This window comes from Acinetobacter entericus (genome assembly GCF_026168575.1).
GTDB classification, from domain to species: Bacteria; Pseudomonadota; Gammaproteobacteria; order Pseudomonadales; family Moraxellaceae; genus Acinetobacter; species Acinetobacter bouvetii.
This window is the reverse complement of record NZ_JAPEQW010000015.1, coordinates 63638-83356: the sequence shown is the minus strand read 5'-3', so window position 1 is coordinate 83356 and position 19719 is coordinate 63638. Positions and strand designations below refer to the sequence as shown.

18 protein-coding genes are annotated in these 19719 nt (G+C 44.7%); 16 read left to right on the top strand and 2 right to left on the bottom strand.

Annotation, left to right across the window (positions count from 1 at the left end; all coding sequences use genetic code 11):
- Nucleotides 1-67: 67 nt before the first annotated feature.
- Complete coding sequence (locus tag OKC24_RS12540; protein ID WP_130147537.1) at nucleotides 68-1411, bottom strand: anthranilate synthase component I family protein; 1344 nt, start codon at nucleotides 1409-1411, stop codon at nucleotides 68-70.
- Between the two features lie 253 nt (nucleotides 1412-1664).
- On the opposite strand from OKC24_RS12540, the gene filA reads away from it, so the two are divergent.
- The 6 genes from filA (at nucleotide 1665) to filF (ending at nucleotide 10075) form a co-directional block, all read left to right on the top strand.
- A complete protein-coding gene (filA, locus tag OKC24_RS12535; RefSeq protein WP_130147539.1) occupies nucleotides 1665-2726 on the top strand; it encodes a putative pilus system protein FilA in 1062 nt (353 codons plus the stop codon).
- Nucleotides 2727-2924: 198 nt separating this feature from the next.
- Entirely contained in the window at nucleotides 2925-3758 is an 834-nt protein-coding gene (gene filB / locus OKC24_RS12530; RefSeq protein ID WP_035361865.1) for a putative pilus system C39 family peptidase FilB, read from the top strand.
- A 63-nt stretch (nucleotides 3759-3821) separates the two neighbouring features.
- Nucleotides 3822-5012, top strand: coding sequence for a putative pilus system protein FilC (gene filC / locus OKC24_RS12525; protein WP_265465430.1), 1191 nt, complete (start codon nucleotides 3822-3824; stop codon nucleotides 5010-5012).
- Between the two features lie 12 nt (nucleotides 5013-5024).
- Nucleotides 5025-6689 carry a putative pilus system OmpP1/FadL family transporter FilD gene (gene filD / locus OKC24_RS12520; RefSeq protein WP_130147543.1) on the top strand — a complete coding sequence of 555 codons (1665 nt, stop codon included), beginning with the start codon at nucleotides 5025-5027 and terminating at the stop codon, nucleotides 6687-6689.
- Between the two features lie 31 nt (nucleotides 6690-6720).
- Nucleotides 6721-8115, top strand: coding sequence for a putative pilus assembly protein FilE (gene filE / locus OKC24_RS12515; RefSeq protein ID WP_252151933.1), 1395 nt, complete (start codon nucleotides 6721-6723; stop codon nucleotides 8113-8115).
- Nucleotides 8116-8137: 22 nt separating this feature from the next.
- Complete coding sequence (gene filF, locus OKC24_RS12510) at nucleotides 8138-10075, top strand: putative pilus system protein FilF (protein ID WP_131277734.1); 1938 nt, start codon at nucleotides 8138-8140, stop codon at nucleotides 10073-10075.
- A gap of 69 nt (nucleotides 10076-10144) precedes the next feature.
- Here filF and OKC24_RS12505 read toward each other — a convergent pair whose 3' ends face one another.
- The gene (locus tag OKC24_RS12505) at nucleotides 10145-10693 is read right to left on the bottom strand and encodes an NUDIX hydrolase (protein ID WP_130147549.1); all 549 of its coding nucleotides are present in this window, start codon (nucleotides 10691-10693) and stop codon (nucleotides 10145-10147) included.
- 126 nt (nucleotides 10694-10819) lie between these two features.
- On the opposite strand from OKC24_RS12505, the gene OKC24_RS12500 reads away from it, so the two are divergent.
- The 10 genes from OKC24_RS12500 (at nucleotide 10820) to OKC24_RS12455 (ending at nucleotide 19703) form a co-directional block, all read left to right on the top strand.
- Nucleotides 10820-11413, top strand: a complete 594-nt coding sequence (locus tag OKC24_RS12500; RefSeq protein ID WP_130147551.1) for an NUDIX hydrolase — start codon at nucleotides 10820-10822, stop codon at nucleotides 11411-11413.
- A gap of 46 nt (nucleotides 11414-11459) precedes the next feature.
- Nucleotides 11460-11993 carry a gamma carbonic anhydrase family protein gene (locus OKC24_RS12495; protein ID WP_130147553.1) on the top strand — a complete coding sequence of 178 codons (534 nt, stop codon included), beginning with the start codon at nucleotides 11460-11462 and terminating at the stop codon, nucleotides 11991-11993.
- Between the two features lie 133 nt (nucleotides 11994-12126).
- Nucleotides 12127-12792 (top strand): tRNA (adenosine(37)-N6)-threonylcarbamoyltransferase complex dimerization subunit type 1 TsaB, encoded by a 666-nt coding sequence (gene tsaB, locus OKC24_RS12490; RefSeq protein ID WP_130147555.1) that lies wholly within the window; start codon nucleotides 12127-12129, stop codon nucleotides 12790-12792.
- A gap of 12 nt (nucleotides 12793-12804) precedes the next feature.
- Nucleotides 12805-13629, top strand: a complete 825-nt coding sequence (locus tag OKC24_RS12485) for an undecaprenyl-diphosphate phosphatase (RefSeq protein WP_130147557.1) — start codon at nucleotides 12805-12807, stop codon at nucleotides 13627-13629.
- Nucleotides 13623-14441, top strand: a complete 819-nt coding sequence (locus OKC24_RS12480; RefSeq protein WP_130147559.1) for a class I SAM-dependent methyltransferase — start codon at nucleotides 13623-13625, stop codon at nucleotides 14439-14441. Before OKC24_RS12485 ends, OKC24_RS12480 begins: the two co-directional genes overlap by 7 nt.
- A 123-nt stretch (nucleotides 14442-14564) precedes the next feature.
- The gene (locus tag OKC24_RS12475) at nucleotides 14565-15983 is read left to right on the top strand and encodes a C13 family peptidase (RefSeq protein WP_130147561.1); all 1419 of its coding nucleotides are present in this window, start codon (nucleotides 14565-14567) and stop codon (nucleotides 15981-15983) included.
- Nucleotides 15984-16274: 291 nt separating this feature from the next.
- Nucleotides 16275-17105, top strand: a complete 831-nt coding sequence (fghA, locus tag OKC24_RS12470) for an S-formylglutathione hydrolase (protein WP_130147563.1) — start codon at nucleotides 16275-16277, stop codon at nucleotides 17103-17105.
- Between the two features lie 154 nt (nucleotides 17106-17259).
- A complete protein-coding gene (locus tag OKC24_RS12465; RefSeq protein ID WP_131277730.1) occupies nucleotides 17260-17466 on the top strand; it encodes a hypothetical protein in 207 nt (68 codons plus the stop codon).
- Nucleotides 17467-17546: 80 nt separating this feature from the next.
- Nucleotides 17547-18656, top strand: a complete 1110-nt coding sequence (locus OKC24_RS12460; protein ID WP_131277728.1) for a YjgN family protein — start codon at nucleotides 17547-17549, stop codon at nucleotides 18654-18656.
- Nucleotides 18657-18671: 15 nt separating this feature from the next.
- Complete coding sequence (locus tag OKC24_RS12455; RefSeq protein WP_265465420.1) at nucleotides 18672-19703, top strand: M48 family metallopeptidase; 1032 nt, start codon at nucleotides 18672-18674, stop codon at nucleotides 19701-19703.
- Nucleotides 19704-19719: the final 16 nt, after the last annotated feature.

Here is a 19719-nt window from a genome sequence, read left to right as displayed (position 1 = left end):
CATTGTCTGATCAAGAAGGGCTAAGCGGAATTTAAAAATGAAAGCGGATCTGAGGGTCCGCTTTTTTTTATTCGGCTGGCTTATGCCAGGTATTGAGTAAATTCAGCATGGCGGATACTTTATCAAAGCATTCCTGATATTCAGCATCGCAATCAGACGCAATTGTAATGCCGCCGCCAGCCCATAGAGACACCTCATTTTGGTATTTTTGAATTGATCGGATGAGAATATTCCAAGAGCCTGTGCCATCCTCATTAAAATAGCCTAAAGAACCGCAATATGCGCCGCGCGGCGCGCCTTCCAATTCGGCAATAATCTGCATTGCCCTGATTTTGGGTGCGCCCGTAATTGAACCGCCCGGCAGGGCGGACAGCAGCATATCAAAGGGATTGACATTATTTTTCAGTGTGGCGGTCACTTCGCTGACCATATGATGCACCTGATTAAATGATTCAATATTAAACAGTTTTGGGGTTTTTACAGATCCAGTTTCAGCATAAACACTGAGGTCATTGCGCAGCAGGTCTACAATCATGATATTTTCAGCCTGATCTTTTTCAGAGTTTATGAGCGTCTGTTTTGATTGCTGATCTAAAATCGGATCATCAAAGCGGGGCATCGTGCCTTTAATCGGCTTGGTCACAATCTTGCGGTCAGCCTCAAAATCAATAAACAGCTCCGGCGAACAGCTCAGCAATTCAAAATCATCAATGCGGAGATAGCCTGAATACGGGGCGTCTGTTAATTGCCAAAATTGCACAGCTGTATCTAAAAGTGACCCTTCTGCAGGGGCAAAAAACTCTTGAGTTAAATTGATTTGGTAACAATCACCTGCTGTTATATATTCCTGTACTTGCTGAAATACTGATTTATATTGGTTTTTTGACCAGCGGGCTGTGCAGGCAGATTGTAATGAAAAGCTGTTGTTTTTATTGATATTATGCATTGCCTCAAGAATTAAAGCCTCTGTTTGGTGCAGTTTTTCCGGTGAGCAATGCAATATCCAGCCCTCCTTCGTCCAGGCGAGAAAAGTGCTGAAATGCCCTAAAAACAAACCGGGCTGATTTTTTTCCGCCAAATCAATCTGCTGTGAAGCGCTGTAATCGTAACTGATGAATCCTATGTATCCGCCATTAAAACTTTTGTTGTGATTTTCTTTCAGTATGTTATTGCTGATCGGCGGCAATTGCTGGATTGCCGATTTACGGTATGTATGCAAATCCTGCTGAATAAAATGACTGAGCTGAGTGTTTTGCAAAAGAAAATATTCATCTGCGCAAAAGGCAATGACTGGCGAATCATCATTTTGCAAATAGGCGGCATGATTGAAGCCGGCCAAAGCTTTTAAAATAAGGCTAGCATCAATATTATGATTAAAAAGGTTTTTTTTACAAATTTCGGGGTTTTGCATGCGTCAATTTAATGCAGAATTGAGTAATACGGGATAGTTTATATCAATGCCGCGCCGTTAGCTGTGTAAATACCGTTTATCGGCAAGAGAAAGATTGCGACCAACAACAGTTGAACAAAAAATGACACAGATATAATTTAGTCAGGCGAGCACTACTCAAGGAAAGATGTAACAGCTGTCACAAAATGAATAATCAGCTGGGTATATCGAGTGGTTGACAATCAAAAAAATAATACTCTTGGGAGAGTACAAGATGAAAAAACTTACTAAACTTGCTTTAGTTTCATCAATGGCTATCAGCGCAAATGCAATGGCAATGCAAGCAATGGATGATGCGGCGCTAAGTGCTTCTACAGGTCAAGATGGCATCAATATCGGTATCGGCATTTCAAAAATTGAAATCGAAAAATTATTGATCCATGATAATGATGGTTTAACTTTAAAAGGGACAGCTGCTGTTGCGGGCACACCTGGCACACCTGCATCTGCAGATTATAACGGCGGTACAAGCACAGCTGGTGCAATTGTAATCAAAGGTAATGGTATTGCAGGCGATGTACTGGAAAATAAAGGTTTGATTATCGGTGCAAATTACGACAATAATGGCGCATATCTTTTAACTTCTCGTAACTTGGCTGATTTGCGCATCGATTCTGATGCCGGTACAGGTGCTAAAGGCGCATTCATCAATATCGCTGCAGATGTATCTGGCTTAGATATTAAAATCGGTGAGATTGGTGTAGCAGCGTCTAATGCAGTGCCTGGCGCATCAGCAACTTCTATTCGCCGCGGTGCTTCTGATACTAACTATAATGCGATTTTATCAGGCTTATCACTTAAAACGGGTAAAATGTCTGCAAACATTCAGCTGGGTGCAGCGCCTCAAGGTGCAATGATCAAGTTGGCGAGCACAATGATTGGCGGTCTTGAAATTACGAATCTCGGTATTCTTGATAACTCTACAAATGGTGCTGTAATAGGTGCTGTTGCAGGAAATAATATTACCACTAAACAAGCTGGTGAAATTCATATTGACAGCATTAAAGTTGCTGATGCAAATAGCAAAGATTTAGCTTTAAATGCAACTGTATCTGTATATAACGACGGTTATTTAGGTGCAAATAAAGCGACTGATGGCTTCCTTAAAATTCAAAGCAACAGCGGCCCAATCGATACTTATGTTGCAGGTATCCATTTAGGCAACAAAAATGGCGGTTCTATTGGTGATGTAGAAGTTCAAGGTCTGCAAACATATTGGAGCCCAGTACAAGGTACTTATAACGCAGGTTCTGTAATCAAGATCTCTGGCCGTTAATATCTTTAAAAAAAAGCGCGTATTTATACGCGCTTTTTTTTTACAAAAAAAAGATAAAAATCATCAAAAAAATAAAAAAAATACTGTTTTATTTTGAAAAAAAACGGTATCTTGCATATTACATGGATGTAGAGCATTAGCTCTAAAACAAAGATAATAAAGGCACATCATTGCCGATAACTAAAAAAGTTAGAACATATGTTAGAGATAGCACTAGGCTCGGCATTGATGTATTACTTTGCCAAAGAGTCGTTCGATATAAAGGAAAAGCCAGCCGGGACAGTGCAATACACTGAAACCTTGGATTCCCGTAATGATTCGTTTACGCGTATGCACCGCGAAGCGGTTAAAATCAAGCCTGCCATAGAAGATCAATTCCGCGGAATTGTCCGGCAGGCTTACGACTACAGCTGCGGTTCCGCCGCATTAACGACTTTGCTCAATGGTTATGTAGGCACTCAGCTGACAGAACAGCAAATTATGAATGGTTTGCTGAAATACGGCGAAACAGAAAAAATTATTGAACGCCGCAGTTTTTCTTTGCTGGATATGAAGCGCTTTGTGGGCGCTTTGGGTTTGCAAAGTGAAGGTTACCGCGGAGAGTTCTCAGATTTAGTCAGCCAAGGTCAGCCTGCTATTGTTCCAATTTCATATGCTGGCTTTAAACATTTTGTTGTCTTTAAAGGCTATAAAAATGGCAGGGTGTATGTTGCGGATCCTGCACTGGGAAACATCAGCTTTGATGAAACCCGATTCAAGCAAATCTGGGAAAATAATACTCTATACCTGATTAATGTTGCGCCTGAGCATAGAAAAAATTTATTGGCGCTGCAGGATGCTGATCTTCGTCATGTGGATGATGCGACCGTGAACAGATATGCATTTGTTGATATTCAATACCCGCAATTTTATATGAATAAAATTGCAGATAAAGCTTCAACAATCCGTCTCGATAAAAATATGAATAAAGATTCGGAGAACTACGGCAAGCAAGAATACAACTATTTGCGGCTTTACTATAAGAGCAAATAACTTCTGTTAACAGTTAATCGAAAGAAAAGCGAAATTAAAAAAATAAAAGCGGTGGGATGGAACATGAAAAGTAAATGGATGAACAGAACAATATTGGCTATGAGTATTCAGCTGGTGATGGGGGTTGCCTATGCTGCTGAAGAGTCGACGGTCGGAGAGTATGAGCAGCCTGAACAGCAAGAGCAAACTGTTGCAGCGGATACGGCAGTCGGCGGTTATGACTCTGTCGATGAGCCAGATGCAGATGCGCCTGCTGTGCCAGTTCAAACAGCAGAAGCATCAAGTCCAGCTGCGCCAGAAACTCAGGCAGCAGCGAGTACTCCTGATGCATCATCGGCTTTGCAGCAGCAGGCTGGCGATGCAAATCAGGAAACAAATCTGCAAGAGGTATTCACCTCAAATGAACGTCAGTATTCTCTGATTAAAAAAGCCGAAATTTCATCTTTCTATGATGTGGACTATACGTATTACCGGGATACGCAGCTGGATATGGAAATGGCTAACGGCCAGCTCTATCAGTTGCGTGTGCAGGAAAATGCAACGCATTCGATGACCAATACTTTTACACTGCAATATGGTGTTTTGGATAATTTAACGTTTACTGCATCATTGCCTTTAGTTGCTAAATTAGATTTGCTGAAAGATACCTCTACTGCTGGTTTAGGCGATATTTCATTAGGCGCGCGCTGGGAGCCGTTTCCGCTGAAAGCAGGGCGTTTGCCATTAATTTTATTTGGTAATTTGTCCACTAAAACGGGTGACAGCCCATATGAAGTCAATGCAGCTTCAGATCTAGCGACAGGTAAAGGCTATTATTCTGTAGGGGTTGGCGCAAGTACGCGCAAGTATATTGATCCAGTCGTATTGTTTGCTTCTGTTTCAGCTAATTATGGCCTGCCGGAAACTGGCTTGAACCAGCGCCGCGGCACAAGAATCATTAATGAGTTTGACCCAGGCATCAGCGGCGGTTTTGCTTTCGGTTTTGCCTATTCATTTAACTATGACGTCTCTTTGACGATGTCATATCAGCAAAGTTTCAATACTGGCTCTGAATTTAGATATAACACTGGAGAATCATACTCTCCAGCAGATCAAACCAGTTCAACTTTAGCCATTTCATTAGGTGTCCGAGTGTCGCCAGATACGATTGTGAATGGAACAGTTGGTTTAGGTTTAACGGAAGATGCGCCAGATGTTTCTCTGGGCTTATCTTTCCCGCTGGATATCCTAGGTTTCGGAAAGAAACTCCGTTAAGAGGGCTGCTGCATGAAGAATATTCGGCTCAGCCCACTCGTTACCGCGATTATTTTAACGGGCTGTTCCAGCGCCGCATTTGCGCAGCTGGGTACAAACTTATCTGTAGATGTACGTTCTTTGGCGCTGGGCAATGCAGTTACGGCAGATCCTCCAGGGATCAGCGCCGTGCATTTTAACCCTGCGGCTTTAACTAAAATTGAGGGCCTGCAGACGGATGTGCAGGGCATTATTGCTAACTTTGATATTCAGCGGCAGTTTTCTGTTCCAGCTGGCTATAATGTTTTTGGCTATTCAGACGACCCAATGGTCTGTAATGACGGCCCAGAAATTTCTGCAGATATTTGTACGGACTTCAAAGATACAATCAATGGGGATGTAGAGTATGCGAGCCTCTATGTGCCGATATTGAAAAAAATGGTGGACTTGGGCGAGGGTATGCCTTTAGCTGCGCCCACTGCAGGTATTGCATATAATCCGCCAGGCTCAAAAGCGACATTCGCAACTGCAATGTACGCGCCATTAATTGCGGGTTTCGGTGCGGAAAATGGCAATGTGGGCAATTATATGGGCCAGCAGGTAGCGCTGGAAAGAATTACGTATTTATCGCCAACAATGGCTTATCAGGTTAATGATGAACTGTCGATTGGCGGCGGCATTGGCATGTCTTATCAGGCTATTGGCCTGAAAACAGATTTAAGGTTCCCAAATGAGCTGATCGGCATGCTGCGCATGATCGATGAAGTTGTCTGTACGCCCTTTAAAGAAAATTCAGACATTATTACCGATATTCTTTTGCTGGGGATGTGTAATACAGAAGAGGGCATGAACCCCTTTAGCCGTTTTGGCCAGCTGCAGCTCTCACTTGAGCAGTCCTTAAGTCCAAGCTTTAACTTGGGTGTGCTGTGGGAACCCCGTGAGGATTTTGGTTTTGGTATGGTTTATCAAAGTGCATCAAAAATGCGTTTGAAAGGGAAATACCATATTGATAACTCTAAAGCGCCGCAGGAACTGATTAAAGGCTTAATGTCTTCTCCAACAGGGCAGATTTTAGCGGCTATTTTAGGTTTCCCGACAGCTGTGCCTGCAAGCGAATCCGGCCTGGTTTCGATGGATTTTGAATATCCGCAGCATTTTCAGGCCGGCATCAAATATAAAATCTTGCCAGATCTGCAAGTCAACTTTGACATTGGCTGGACGGATTATCGTGCATGGGACAAATTCCGTTTTGAATTTGACCGTCAAATTTCTGCCTTGAAAATTGCCAAATTATTGTCTGCGGACATTAATGATACCTCACTGGCATTGCCCTTGAAGTTTACATCGCCATGGAACTACGGCATTGGCTTAGAGTATTCTGCAACGGACCGCTTAAAGCTTCGGATGGGTTATGAACCCCGCACCAGCGCCATTCCGGATGATAAGCGGAATACGATGATTCCAATCAATGGGGCGCAATTATTTGGCATGGGTGTAGGTTACCGTTTTGATGCAGATACTGATTTAGATTTATCGATCGGCTTTTTACGCAGCAAAGATAACATACCGGCAAATTCCAGTAGCTTATCCAACCAAACTGGGGTAAATAATATATTGCTAAATCCGTACGCGGGTTTGAATGTTAAAACAGATACAAAAGTCACGATTTTAGGGTTGAACTATAGAACAAGATGGTAGGAAAGGCAGAAGAATGAAAGGGAATTTATTCATGAAATCGGTGCTTGCATTTGGAATATTGCAGGCAGCGGTTTCTAATGCTGGCATATTCCATACAATTATTGGACCGGATGGGCGTCCGATGGTAGTGCAGCTGCCAGACAAGAAGGTTTTGAAAAAAGAGCCAGCAAAGGAAGGCGAACCTCAAAAGGATGCGCAGCAGAGTGAACATGCAAATAAGGATGATCTGAAACAATCTAATTTAAAGATAGAATCTGCTGTGATTGCCCAGCCGCAAGAAATCCGATCATCTTTACAAATCAGTAGGGCGCAAGAACAGAATTTACAGCAAGTTATCAAAAAATTAGATATAAAAAAATCTGTTCCCTCAGTAGAAAAGCGTCAGCAGGCTAAAGATAATTTGCCGTCAACACCCCAGACTCATGCGGCAGATGTCCAGCGGCTTATGCCGCAAAAACAGGATGATGGGAAAGCGGCTGAGCAGCCTGAAACAGTTCAAGTGAATGTTCCGCCAGCGTTTAAACACAACGTGCGCGCGGAAGAGCCTAAGCCGTTATTGTCAGCAGTACCAGCGGAACGTGTACAGATTGCGCCTGCAGTGATGCAGTCGATTCAAAAAAATGAACAGCTGAATCAAGCGCAGTCTCCATTTAAAATTCTGCCGCCGGATTTGATAAAAAAAACGGGCGCAGCTGAGAAGCCTTTAGCGCAAACAGAACCGCGCGCAGGTTTTTCCGCCATCAATGGCGAGCAGTACGTCAACAGTGAATATCTGGAAGATAAAGAATTTAATTTAGAAGGCAAAAAGCGCTTTTATGCGATGCCGGAAGGCGTAATTGATCATAAAGTCGGCGCAACTCGGATGCAGATGGTTGAGCGTGAGAAGGGAGTCAGCAAATCTATAATTGAATCCCTGTTTAAGCGCAATCAGCCTGTGGAAAATGGGCCAATTACCTTATCTGCATCTTATTATAGGGTTTCTCAGGCGGATGCTGTTTTAGGACTGGGGCAGCAGTGCTTTAAGGAACAGCAAACTCAAAAAGCGAAAAATTTAAAGCCGCAGTCTGAAATGAATATCTGGCCAAGGGCGCCATTGAAAGATGAGTTTGATTTTGAAGTGATCAAAGTCGAAAAGCCAATACAAAATATCCGAATTAACTCGTATGCATCTAAACAGAATAACCCAACTTTTTATTGGCCCTTTGTGGTTTTCTTAGATCAGCAGGGATGTGTGCTGGAAGGGGCTGGGGGGTTTAAAAATAATGACAGCGCTGCAACAATGACCCAACATGAAAAAATTGAAGGTGTCATTCACGTTCCGCAGCAGAGCCAATATATTTTACTGACGCCTTTGGCTTCTGCGCTAGACGTTGATCATCGTGAATTATCCAATCATGGACAGTTGAAATTAGTCGCAATCCGGTAGGATTTGAATAAAGAGAATAGGAATGAAAAGAAATTATTTTTTACCTTTTGCAACAACAACATTAGTTGCAGCATTGTCTGGCTGCGGCGGCGAAAGCGCTAATGTGATTCCAGAAGTTTATGACACCAGCACTGCAAATGGGGCATGTACAATTGGTACAAGCGGCTGCTTGGGGTTTGCGCTGGACTATCCGCTAGATGGGCTGAATTTCACCTGCAGCAGTGATACGGTAAATGTATTTACCACGAATTTGAATTTAACAGATGGCGCAGCAACAGGCGCATGTAAGATTGGGGATACGGCTACCTTTTTTATTAAAGGTGAAAAAGATAAACGGATTAATTTGGGCAGCTTAGACCTGAACAGCATTGCAAAAGTAAGTGTTGCTCAGTTGCCGCGCCTATCTATTGCTGATATTGCTGCAGGGCTCACAGGAAGCAGCGCTGCATCCTTAAATGAAAATGATGCCACAATTAAAGTCGCGGTTCGTATTGTCCGGATATTGCAGGCATTAGCGCTTCAAGAGCGGAAAATTTCTAATCCTGCTGATATTCAAGCTTTATATATTACAGACAGCATGCGTACGCAGCTTGAAAATATTGCGGCTTCGATTCCTCAAGACAAGCTGATTAATACCACAGATGCTGAATTTGAAGCATTGATTAATCCATGGATTAATTTATCGTCTGTAACGAATGCGCAAGCTTTTGAAGCTGTAAAAACATTAGTCATGATTACGAATGGCGCGGTGTATCAGCCAGAGTTTTCATTATTTTCTACTGCGGCGATCTTGGGGAGCGTATTAAGCGGTTCAGACGGCTTGGTCGGCTGCAATAAAGACAGCTGTGATACAACCGATGCGTCTACACAGCATATTTTTGGTCACTTTATGGTGATTACAGACCGTGAAGGCTATACTTTTGGCAGCGGTTTGCAGTGGCAGGGCTCAGGCATTTCTGGGACACAAACCATAGGCGGATTAAATACTAAATTAATTACATCGACGCGGCCAATCCGTTTAACCGCGCCATCTCAAAATACATGGCTGAATCCGTTAACGAAGAAAATTGATCAAAATTATAATTTTAATGTGGGGAATTCCTCCTCGCCGTTAACGATTTATCAAGGCAAGCTGTATAACGATTATATGATTGCCGGCAAAGAAAAATTCTATAAATTGCTGACAGGAAAGACGACAGTAAGCAGTGCGGATCAGCTGGATTTTGGACTTTGGAAGCAAACAGTAGGGGCCGATCAGTTTAAAGGAACGCTGGATCTGTATAAAACTTTCCCAATTACTTATTTAGATAAAGCGGTTTTCAAATCCGCGGCCAATGTAAGCAATGGTGAAAGCTATGTTTTCCCAATGTATGCGGATTTGGCCTTTAAATTTACGGATACTTCTGTTTCAAATGTCAAATTGGGCATTGTAATTGAGGAAAACGGGAACATCCGTTCAAATATTAAATCGGGCTTTACCGCCGATGATATGTCTACGGGCACTTGTGACAGCAGCACCTTTAATAAAGCCACATATATCCAAGACGGTGTGCAGCAATATCGCTTGGGTGCCATTTCTCGTGCATTTACCAATGATAAGACGGTGTCCCTGCGGATGGTTTTAGGCGGGGCGACACTAGGGAAAATAGATGGCGCCTTGATTGGCATGAATTCATCGATTAAAACGGATAGTGATGGCAACAGTTTAGTGATTGGCGGCGCTTTATTGAATGTCGGTAATTTATTAGGTCTGACTGGCGGTACGGCAAGCATCCCATTTACCGATTCAACCAAAACTGGTGAGGTAAAATGGGCGAATAGTCTGGCGAGTTTCCAGCGTACATACAATACAAATAATACGACCACAGTAACGGCTCAAGATACTGAACTGGCAAAATTAGCGGGCGGCACTTTATCCATTAGCCTTGCGCCGTGTTATAGCGTGAAAGTTAAAAATTAAATATAAAAAAGCCCATCTCCTGATGGGCTTTTTTATATTTGCAGGGCTGCTGCTTAACGATGCAAAGTGCTATCCGGTATGATCCAAGCGCGTGCCTAATGTTTCCAGATGGTTTGAGAAATTGCCTGTTTTCCGGTCTTCAAAATAATGCCGGAGTGTGCGTTCTACACTGGGAAATGCCAAATCATTCCATGGAATTTCATCTTCAGCAAATAAGCGGGATTCGATGGTTTCTTCACCGGCGCCAAATTTCCCTTCAATGAGGTCGGCTTTAAACAGCACATAGATTTGACCAATCCGAGGGATATTGTACATGCAGTAGAGCTGCTGAATTTCAACCTCAGCTTCAGCCTCTTCGCGGGTTTCGCGGGCCGCGCCTTGCTCCATAGTTTCAAACAGCTCCATGTATCCGGCGGGCAAAGTCCACAGTCCATAGCGCGGCTCAATTGCGCGGCGGCACAGCAGCACTTTATTTTCCCAAAGGGCAAGCGCGCCGCAAATAACCTTGGGATTGACGTAATGAATATAACTGCACTGAGTGCATACACGGCGGACTTGGTGATCACCAAGAGGGATTTTTTCAGCTGTTGTACCGCCGCAGTTTGTACAGAAGTTCATATTCAAGGTCAATGATTAAACTTGCAGTCAGCATAACTGAAAAATTAAACTTTGGCATCATTTCTCAGGCAGCGGCAATAAAATTCAGCTATGATCAAATGAGCGCAATAAGAAAGAGAAATATGGATGAAGGATCGTTCATTGACACAAAAACTGCAGCAGAGCTTACGGTTTTCGACGCGGGTGCAATACGCGCAAGCCGCTGTGTTGATTGCGGTTACAGATGAAGCTGATCCTAAAATACTGCTGACCCGCCGTTCCGCTTATTTGTCCAATCATGCTGGAGAAGTTTCATTTCCTGGGGGCAAGCGTGACCCGAATGACACCAGCAATATTGTGGTCGCTTTGCGTGAAGCGCAGGAAGAAACGGCGCTTAATCCTTTTGATGTGCGGCTGCTGGGTGATCTGCCCATGCAAAAAGCAAGAAATGGCATGCTGGTTAAGCCCGTGGTTGGGTTGATTCCGCCGCAAGTTGAACTGATTGCGCAGCCTTCTGAAATTGACCGGATCTTCTTTGCTTCTGTCGAAAAATTGATGCAGGCGCCGCCGATTCCTTATGAAGTGCGTTATGCGCATCAATCGCTGTATTTTCCCAGCATGCGGGTAGAAAATGAAATTGTCTGGGGCTTAACTGCGCGAATGCTGATTTCGCTATTTCAATACGGATTAGGCTATCAAAAAGAATGGCCTTTTTTAGTTAATTCACCGACATTTAAGTGACTTAATTTATGTTTTATTCTCAACAGGATATTTTCAAGGAAGCATGATGCTGTATAAATTTGAAGGGCGCTCGCCGAAAGCGCTGCATCAGCCATGGGATGGCTGGGTAGCGGACAATGCTACAGTTATTGGCCAGGTTGAGCTGGGGCAAAAAGTCAGCATTTGGTTTGGCGCTGTCATCCGAGCAGATAATTGCCGCATTCATTTGGGGGATTATAGCAATGTGCAGGAAAATGCAGTGCTTCATACCGATGCTGGCATTGAACTGCATATCGGCAATTATGTGACTATTGGCCATCAAGCGATGCTGCATGGCTGCACCATTGGCGACAACAGCCTTATCGGGATTAATGCAGTGGTTTTAAACAATGCGGTGATTGGCAGAAATTGCATTATTGGCGCCAATGCCTTAATTCCAGAAGGCAAAATCATTCCTGATAATTCAGTGGTGATGGGCTCTCCTGGCAAAGTTGTAAAAATGCTTGATGAGGCTGCCGAAGCAAAATTGAAAATGAGCGCCCTGCATTATGCTGCACATTTCCCTAAATTCATGCATTTGGAACCGGCCCAATTAGATTGAGTTTCAATCTAAAAAATACTCAGCCTGGATGATGCCAGGCTTTTTTGTATCCAATGATGGAAAATCTCGCGAAGCATCTGCGAGTGGAGTATCATAATCACCGTTTTTTAGTCCGTTTTAATTAAGGTTGTGCATGAAATTGCTGGCACTGGAAACCGCCAATGAGCAGTGTTCCGTCTGTATTGCAGAAGAAAATCAAGAGCTTTATTTCCAACTCGATGCGCGGGCGAAAGCACAAACGCAAACCATTTTGCCATTCATTGAGCAGGGCCTTTCGCAAACAGGCATTCAAATTTCAGATTTAACCGCGATTGCCTTCAGCCGCGGCCCAGGCTCTTTCAGCGGCGTGCGCATTAATGCAGCCGTGACGCAGGCCCTGGCGTGGTCAAATGATTTGCCGGTTATTCCTGTATCCAGCCTGCAGGCTTTGGCGCAAGCTGCATACCGTATCGCCGGCTTGACTGAAGTCACGGCGGTACTGGATGCGCGTATGAAAGAAGTCTATATGGCCAGTTATCAGCTGGATGAAAGCGGCATTATGCAGGCTGCAGATGAAGAACAATTATTAAGCTACAGCGGAGCCGAGCAGGCCGTGAAATTTACGCTGATTGGCTCGGGTTCAGTTTTAGTTAAGCCAGAACAAATACAATATAAGGATATCAGTGCAACCGCACAGGATATCGCCACAATCGCGCGCATACATGCACAGCAGCAAAATTGGGTGACTGCTGAACAAGCTTTGCCTGTCTATTTGCGTGATAATGCTTGGAAAAAAATCCCAGAACAGGGTACACCATAATTAGGAATTTGTATGGATCTTATACTGCTGCTTAAAGCAGCAATCATGGGCATCGTTGAAGGCATAACTGAATTTTTGCCAATTTCAAGTACTGGGCACTTGATCTTAGCTTCTGAATTGATGAACTTTTGGACCAAAGAAAAAAGCGATGTCTTTGTGATTGCGATTCAAATGGGCGCTATCGCTGCCGTCATTTATGAATACTGGTCACGCCTTTGGGGCGCAGCAACCGGCATGTTTACGGGTGAAGTCAAAGGCCGGCATCTAGGCTTTAGCCTGATCCTGGCGTCTATTCCTATTGTTATGGTGGGCTTAACTCTTGGCCAGGCGGTAAAAGACCTGCTGTTTAATGATATTGCGGTTGCGGTTGGCCTTATTGTTGGCGGTTTTATTATTATCTGGATTGAAAAGCACCCGCCGAAAGTGAATGCGCAAGAAGTCGAAAATATCAGCTATAAAGAAGCGATGTGGATTGGCCTCATTCAAGTGCTGTCTTTAATTCCGGGCACCTCGCGTTCAGGCGCCACCATTATTGGCGCAATGTTCTTGGGCATATCGCGTAAAGCAGCGACGGAATTTTCATTCTTTTTGGGTATCCCTGTGATTATTGGCGCGGGCCTGCTGGATTTATATCAAAGCTATGATGTGTTTAAAACCACTGAAGACTGGAGCGTTTTGGCAACAGGCATCATTGTTTCATTTGTTTCTGCATTGATCCTTATTCGCGTATTGGTCGCTTATGTCGCAAAACGTGATTTTATGATTTTTGCCTGGTACCGCATTGCATCAGGCCTATTGATCCTATTGTTTGCATTTACAGGCTGGAAATTATGGTAAGCGAAATGCGCTTATACACAGAAGCCGAGTTTGAACCGAAAGCACAGCAGTTTTCTGCTGTGCTTTCTTCTCGTGGGGTTGACGTAAATATTCATGTTGCAGAAAAACTCAATGCGCGGTTTTTCCGCCAAAATCCGGACATTGCTTTGAGCGTAGATGCGGATGGCCTTTGGCTATGCGCCAATGGCATGAAAATGCAGCCGGACTGGAAGGCGGAAGCCGGACGTTTGAAGCGAGCATCGATTAAATCTGAAATGATTGGCCGCGCCTGCAATTTGGCAGAAAAGCCCAATTTGATTGATGCGACAGCCGGCCTTGGCCATGACAGCCTGCTGATGGCGTATTTAGGCGCCAATGTGACTTTGCTGGAACGCCATCCGATTCTGTTTACACTGCTTGAAGACTCGCACCAGCAGGCCATGCAGGATCCTTTTTTAAAGCCAGTGGCTGCGCGCATTCATTTGGTCTTTCAAGATTCAGCAGACTATTTGCGTGAACAGGCCGTGCAACGCAAAATGACGGATGTCGTATATTTAGATCCCATGTTTCCCCAACGTGATCAAAATCAACAGGCCATTAAAAAACAGGCGCAAGTGAAAAAGCAGATGCAGCTGCTGCACATGCTGCTGCCGGAAGATGGTGAAATGGATTTGGGCGACCATTTGCTGGGTTTAGCGCAGCAGGTTGCAAAACGGGTTGTGGTAAAACGTCCAAGACTGGCGGTATTTCTGGCGAATCAGGAACCGCAGCATCAATGGCAAGGGGATGCCTGCCGTTTTGATGCCTATTTTCAGCATGATCTGACAATTTAGTGTGATAATGACTTCAAAAATTACCCTGATTTGCTATATAGTTGAAAAATAGCATTGATAAAAACTGCATCAAGCATACACTTGCTGATGTAATAAGTGAGCCATAACCCCCATAAGATTTATATGATCGACTTTAAACCCTCCATCAATTTTTGGCATGATTTTAAAAGCAACCAAACTGCGGGGATGTGGCTGTTTTTGGGGTCTAGGCGCTCGCTTCAGATTGTCCGCCCATCTATTCTGCAATTGGTGTTTTGGGGGATTTTAGGCGGCTGCGCAAACAGCCTGTTCAGCTGGCTGAGCAGCGGGCGCATTGGCGAATTTAACCCGCAAGGCTTGGTCAGCTACGCGCTTTGGCCTTTTATTGCCTTGATTGTCGGGATCTTTTTGTCACAGCGGGTCAATAACCCGCGCCTGATGCTGGTGCCTGCGCTGTTATGGCTGGTGCTGGATACCCACATTATGCTGTTTCAGGGTTTGATACAGTATTTGGGCGATCTGGATGTGCTGCCGTATATCCTGTATGACTTTATTCCAACCCTGTTCATTATCCTGTTTGTGTGGCAAAGCCTTGCTGTTGTCTGGGTGATTTCCCGAGAGTTGAAGTGGCCATGGTGGGAGCGCGCGCTGATTATGCTGGCGACACTGTTTACTTTGGTGGTGTGGCAAATATCAGTCAAAGACCAGCCAATCTGGAAAGTTGAAGACATGCCGCCAACATTTGCAGAAGATGCGTTCTATGCGCAGAGCAAATTGCTGAATAAATCTCTAGATGGCGTGGAATATGGGGAGTTTGCGCAAACTCACTGGTACTTTTTAGGGGTGGCGGGAGCCAGCTATCAAGATGTCTTTAAACTGGAAATTGAACGGATTAAAGAACAGTTTGATACGCGTTTCGGCACCTTTGGCCACTCTATGGCTTTAGTCAACAATCCGGCAACCCGCACGGAATTGCCGATTGCATCCAAAACCAGCATGGAGATGGCTTTGCGCCGTATTGGCCAGCAGATGAATAAAGAAAGCGATGTCTTATTTTTATATATGACTTCGCATGGCTTGCCGAATGTCTTTGAAATGGAAAATGCCCCATTGGATTTAGCGCAGGTTGATCCAAAATGGCTGCGTGAAACTTTAGATGCGGCTGGCATCCGCTGGCGGGTGATTGTGATTTCGTCTTGCTATTCCGGAAGTTTTGTTCCAGCTTTACAGAATGAAAATACGCTGGTGATTACCGCATCGGCGGCTGACCGCCAGTCCTTCGGCTGTTCGAGTGAAGCGGATTATACCTATTTTGGACGCGCTTTTTTTGATCAGGCGATGCGTGAGCAGCCTTCCATAGAAGCAGCATTTGAACAAACCAAAGAAACAGTCGCGCAATGGGAAAGTGCGCAAGGCTTTGAACCGTCTGAACCGCAATGGTCAATTGGCAAAAATATGCAATTGATGCTGCCGCAATTGGAGCAGCGCTTATTTCCGCCTGCCACTGCGCCGCAGAAACTTGTTTCGACGCCACAGAAGCCTGCTGCCGCAGTACTGAATTAAGACGTATCTGCCGAATTGAAACAGCTGGCCTGAGGAAGGTTGGTTTAAAAATCAGCACTGTGTTTTTGAATCTCCGCAAGCAGTTGCAGCGCCGGAGCTGAAAAGGGATACAGTAGATAATCTGAATTAATATTTTGATTTAATTTAAATTTATTCTTTATTTAATACTTCGCATTTTGTGATTGGGCGATTATTTTTCTAAGCCAGGATTTGGTTTTAACGATTCAGCTTTTCATTGGATTGCTGAACAATTGGGCTAATATGGCACCGCTGATGATTAAGGAGCAGTTTGTGGAAAGGATAGAAAGACATGCCTCATTTGGCGGCTGGCAGGATGTTTATCAGCACCAGTCAGATATTTTGAAATGCGCTATGAACTTTTCAATTTACCTGCCGCCGCATGCAAAGGATGAGAAATTGCCAGTGATCTACTGGCTTTCCGGGCTGACCTGCAATGAGCAGAATTTCATTACCAAAGCTGGCGCACAAAAATATGCGTCCGAAAATAAAGTGATTATTGTCGCTCCGGATACCAGCCCGCGGGGTGACAATATCGCGGATGATGCGGCTTACGATTTAGGGCAAGGCGCAGGATTTTATCTCAATGCGACGCAAGCGCCATGGTCTGAACATTATCAAATGTATGATTATATCGTTCATGAATTGCGGGCCTTAATAGATGAAAACTTTCCAAGCAAGCGGGTGCAAAGCATTATGGGGCATAGTGCCGGAGGGCATGGCGCTTTAGTCATTGGCCTGAGCAATCCGGACATTTATCAGAGCATTTCCGCCTTTTCGCCTATTGTTGCGCCGTCGCAAGTGCCTTGGGGGCAGAAGGCCTTTAAGGCTTATCTCGGCGATGATCAATTGCTGTGGCGCCGTTATGATGCCGTTGAGCTGATTAAGTCGGGTGCAGCGCGCAAGCCAATTTTAGTAGATCAAGGTTCAGCGGATTCGTTTTTGGAAGAACAGCTAAAGCCTGAATTGCTGAGCGATGCCTGCTGTGAAATGAACTATCCGGTGACGCTGAACATGCGTGAAGGATATGACCACAGCTATTACTTTATTGCCAGTTTTATTGAGGCGCATATTCAGTTCCATAGCGCTGAATTAAATAGGTAAAATCGCGCGGATCAGACCGGTTTGAAATGCTGCTTCGGATGCTGCAGTATGATGAATTTATGCTGCGGATTGCGTTTCGATATTACCAATATTGGTGATCAAAGCCACACTGGCGGGATAACCGCTTCACAGCGCCGCGCATTTGGCCGAAATAGTGCGTCAAGCTTGGAAAGATTATATTCAGATCAATGGATATGTTTCATATGCAGGCGATTTTAAGGGGGAGTCCTGCTGGGCAGAATGTTTGCAACTGATCGGAATAGGTTTTCCGCCCGCTGACAGCAAAGCTCTCCATATTTATTCATTTTATCTATTAGAATCAAAGGATAGCGCAGAAAAACAGCAGCACCTGCTTTTGTAATTCACCGTATATTGCAGTCATGCCGAACAGCGCGGTGACATTGGATCACTCAATTATTAAAATAATTTTTTAGGATTTTTATGCAAAATTCAGAAACCTATCCCAATCAAAACCCAGACTTTCCCACTTCAATTTTTGAAGAAACACCGCAGCAAACGGCAGGGGCTTCCATTGATTTAGGGCTGCAATATTCATTTCGCTTTCAGGGAACGGCCTCGGAATATTTTGGCATTTGGATTGTCAATATTTTACTGACCATCATTACATTAGGCTTATACGCGCCGTGGGCGAAAGTGCGCCGCCTGCGCTATTTCTATGGCAATACATGGTTTATTCAGCGCCGTTTCGATTTTACAGGCCTGCCGTCTAAGATTTTAATCGGACGCATTATTGCCCTCGTCATTTACGGCGCAATTTCCTTGGCTATGAAATATTCAGTCGAGTTGCTCTTGGCAGGCCTGCTGCTGATTTTCTTGGCAGTGCCATGGCTGGTGCGTTCGACGATCCGTTTTCGCGCCCGCAACAGCAAGTTTGGCAATAGCCGGTTCTTTTTTGCAGGGAGCAATAAAAGCGCGTATTGGTGCTTTTTGAAATGTGTTGCGGTGACGGTATTCACCCTGGGGTTGTTTTTTCCAGCCGCAGTCTGGCTCTATAAGCGGGAGTGCCTGAACCATTTGTATATTGGGCAGCTGAACTTTAAGTTAAATGCTGATTGGCCTGCGTATATGCGCGCGATGTATATGCCAGTGTTTGTTTTTATGGCAGCAGTGGCTGTATTGGCCGCGGTGCTGGGCCTGATGTACAGCATGAGCGGAGGCTTAGGGGGTAAATATTACACTGGGCTGTTTTTGCTTGCATATTTCATTGGCTACTTATTTGTTTGGCCTTTGATGATGGCGCGTATTTTTATTACCTCATGGAACAGCACATCGATTAACCGCAGCCGCTTCACCGCGGGCTGCAGCCAATGGCGCTATGCATGGATTATTCTCAGCAACTGGCTGGCAAAAATTATTTCTCTCGGATTGCTTACGCCGTGGGCTGCAATTCGCTTATATAAATATCAGACCGAATCATTAAAACTGGTGCTGGCCGATAATCCTGATGATTTGATGAACCAGCTGCAGCAAGACCACAATGCAGTCGCTGAAGAACTCAGTGAGATCTTTGATTTGGATATTTCACTTTAATTGCGGGAGACAGCCATGAACCTTTCTGCCGATGCGGTATTTTACGACGGCATCAGCGCTAAGCCGCAAATTGCGCAAGTGCTTAAACTGGATGAACAGCGTGTTTTAGTGAAATATGGCATTCAGCTGGTGCAGCAGCGGGTCTATATGTATGACGATATGACATTGATTGGCGCATTGGGGACGATTCAGCCGATTGTTGAATTTAAGGATGAATCTCGGCTGGAATTTAAAGATGCTTTGCCTGAGTGGTTTAATTTAACCGCTAAAGATCGCCTGCATACCGTCTGGAAACTGGAAAAAACGCCCAGTTTAATTCTGTTCAGTGTGGCATTTGTAGCGGCTTTGGCCTTTGCTGTTATTAAATGGGGCGTGCCTGCGGCTTCTTATCAGGTGTCAAAGCATTTACCTGCGCAAACAATGCAGAGCTGGGGCGATCAAGCGGAAAAGTATATTCTGGAGATGACAGCAGACTCGCAGCTGCCTAAGGCCCGCCAGGATGAACTGCTGCAAAAATATCAGCGTCTGGTTGCCGGAACACAGCCTGCAAAGCTGATTTTCCGCGGCGGCGGAAGCATTGGCGCCAATGCGCTGGCAATTCCGAATAACACCATCATACTGACCGATGAGCTGGTGAAGCTGGCCAAAAATGATGATGAGCTTTTAGGAGTGCTGGCGCATGAGCAGGGGCATTTAGCGCAGCGCCACAGCATGCAGCAGGCATTATCCAGCCTTGGGTTCAGTGTCATCGCCTTGATGATTACGGGGGACAGTTCTGATCTGATCACCACATTGCCTGTTGCGCTGATTGGCGCAAGCTATTCGCGGGATTTTGAGTCCGAAGCCGATTTATACGCCATGCGCATGATGGATCAGCATCATCTGAAAACCATGCACTATGCCAATTTTTTACAGCGCCTTGCGGATGATGCCGGTGAGAAAGTGACGGAAAAGCGCTCTTGGCAAGATTTTTTAAGTTCGCATCCTGCAACCTATGAGCGGATTGAAGCAGTTAAGAATTATCAGTCACAGCATCCATCTTTATGAAGAAAATGCAGTATAT

Excerpts from the sequence above, each read along its gene's own strand:
- OKC24_RS12460 (WP_131277728.1), top strand. The coding sequence starts at position 17,547 with ATGCAAAATTCAGAAACCTATCCCAATCAAAACCCAGACTTTCCCACT.
- OKC24_RS12540 (WP_130147537.1), bottom strand. The coding sequence starts at position 1,411 with ATGCAAAACCCCGAAATTTGTAAAAAAAACCTTTTTAATCATAATATT.
- OKC24_RS12505 (WP_130147549.1), bottom strand. The coding sequence starts at position 10,693 with ATGAACTTCTGTACAAACTGCGGCGGTACAACAGCTGAAAAAATCCCT.
- OKC24_RS12495 (WP_130147553.1), top strand. The coding sequence starts at position 11,460 with ATGCTGTATAAATTTGAAGGGCGCTCGCCGAAAGCGCTGCATCAGCCA.
- filC (WP_265465430.1), top strand. The coding sequence starts at position 3,822 with ATGAAAAGTAAATGGATGAACAGAACAATATTGGCTATGAGTATTCAG.
- OKC24_RS12475 (WP_130147561.1), top strand. The coding sequence starts at position 14,565 with ATGATCGACTTTAAACCCTCCATCAATTTTTGGCATGATTTTAAAAGC.
- OKC24_RS12455 (WP_265465420.1), top strand. The coding sequence starts at position 18,672 with ATGAACCTTTCTGCCGATGCGGTATTTTACGACGGCATCAGCGCTAAG.
- filA (WP_130147539.1), top strand. The coding sequence starts at position 1,665 with ATGAAAAAACTTACTAAACTTGCTTTAGTTTCATCAATGGCTATCAGC.
- OKC24_RS12485 (WP_130147557.1), top strand. The coding sequence starts at position 12,805 with ATGGATCTTATACTGCTGCTTAAAGCAGCAATCATGGGCATCGTTGAA.
- filF (WP_131277734.1), top strand. The coding sequence starts at position 8,138 with ATGAAAAGAAATTATTTTTTACCTTTTGCAACAACAACATTAGTTGCA.
- filB (WP_035361865.1), top strand. The coding sequence starts at position 2,925 with ATGTTAGAGATAGCACTAGGCTCGGCATTGATGTATTACTTTGCCAAA.
- OKC24_RS12480 (WP_130147559.1), top strand. The coding sequence starts at position 13,623 with ATGGTAAGCGAAATGCGCTTATACACAGAAGCCGAGTTTGAACCGAAA.
- OKC24_RS12500 (WP_130147551.1), top strand. The coding sequence starts at position 10,820 with ATGAAGGATCGTTCATTGACACAAAAACTGCAGCAGAGCTTACGGTTT.
- tsaB (WP_130147555.1), top strand. The coding sequence starts at position 12,127 with ATGAAATTGCTGGCACTGGAAACCGCCAATGAGCAGTGTTCCGTCTGT.
- filE (WP_252151933.1), top strand. The coding sequence starts at position 6,721 with ATGAAATCGGTGCTTGCATTTGGAATATTGCAGGCAGCGGTTTCTAAT.
- filD (WP_130147543.1), top strand. The coding sequence starts at position 5,025 with ATGAAGAATATTCGGCTCAGCCCACTCGTTACCGCGATTATTTTAACG.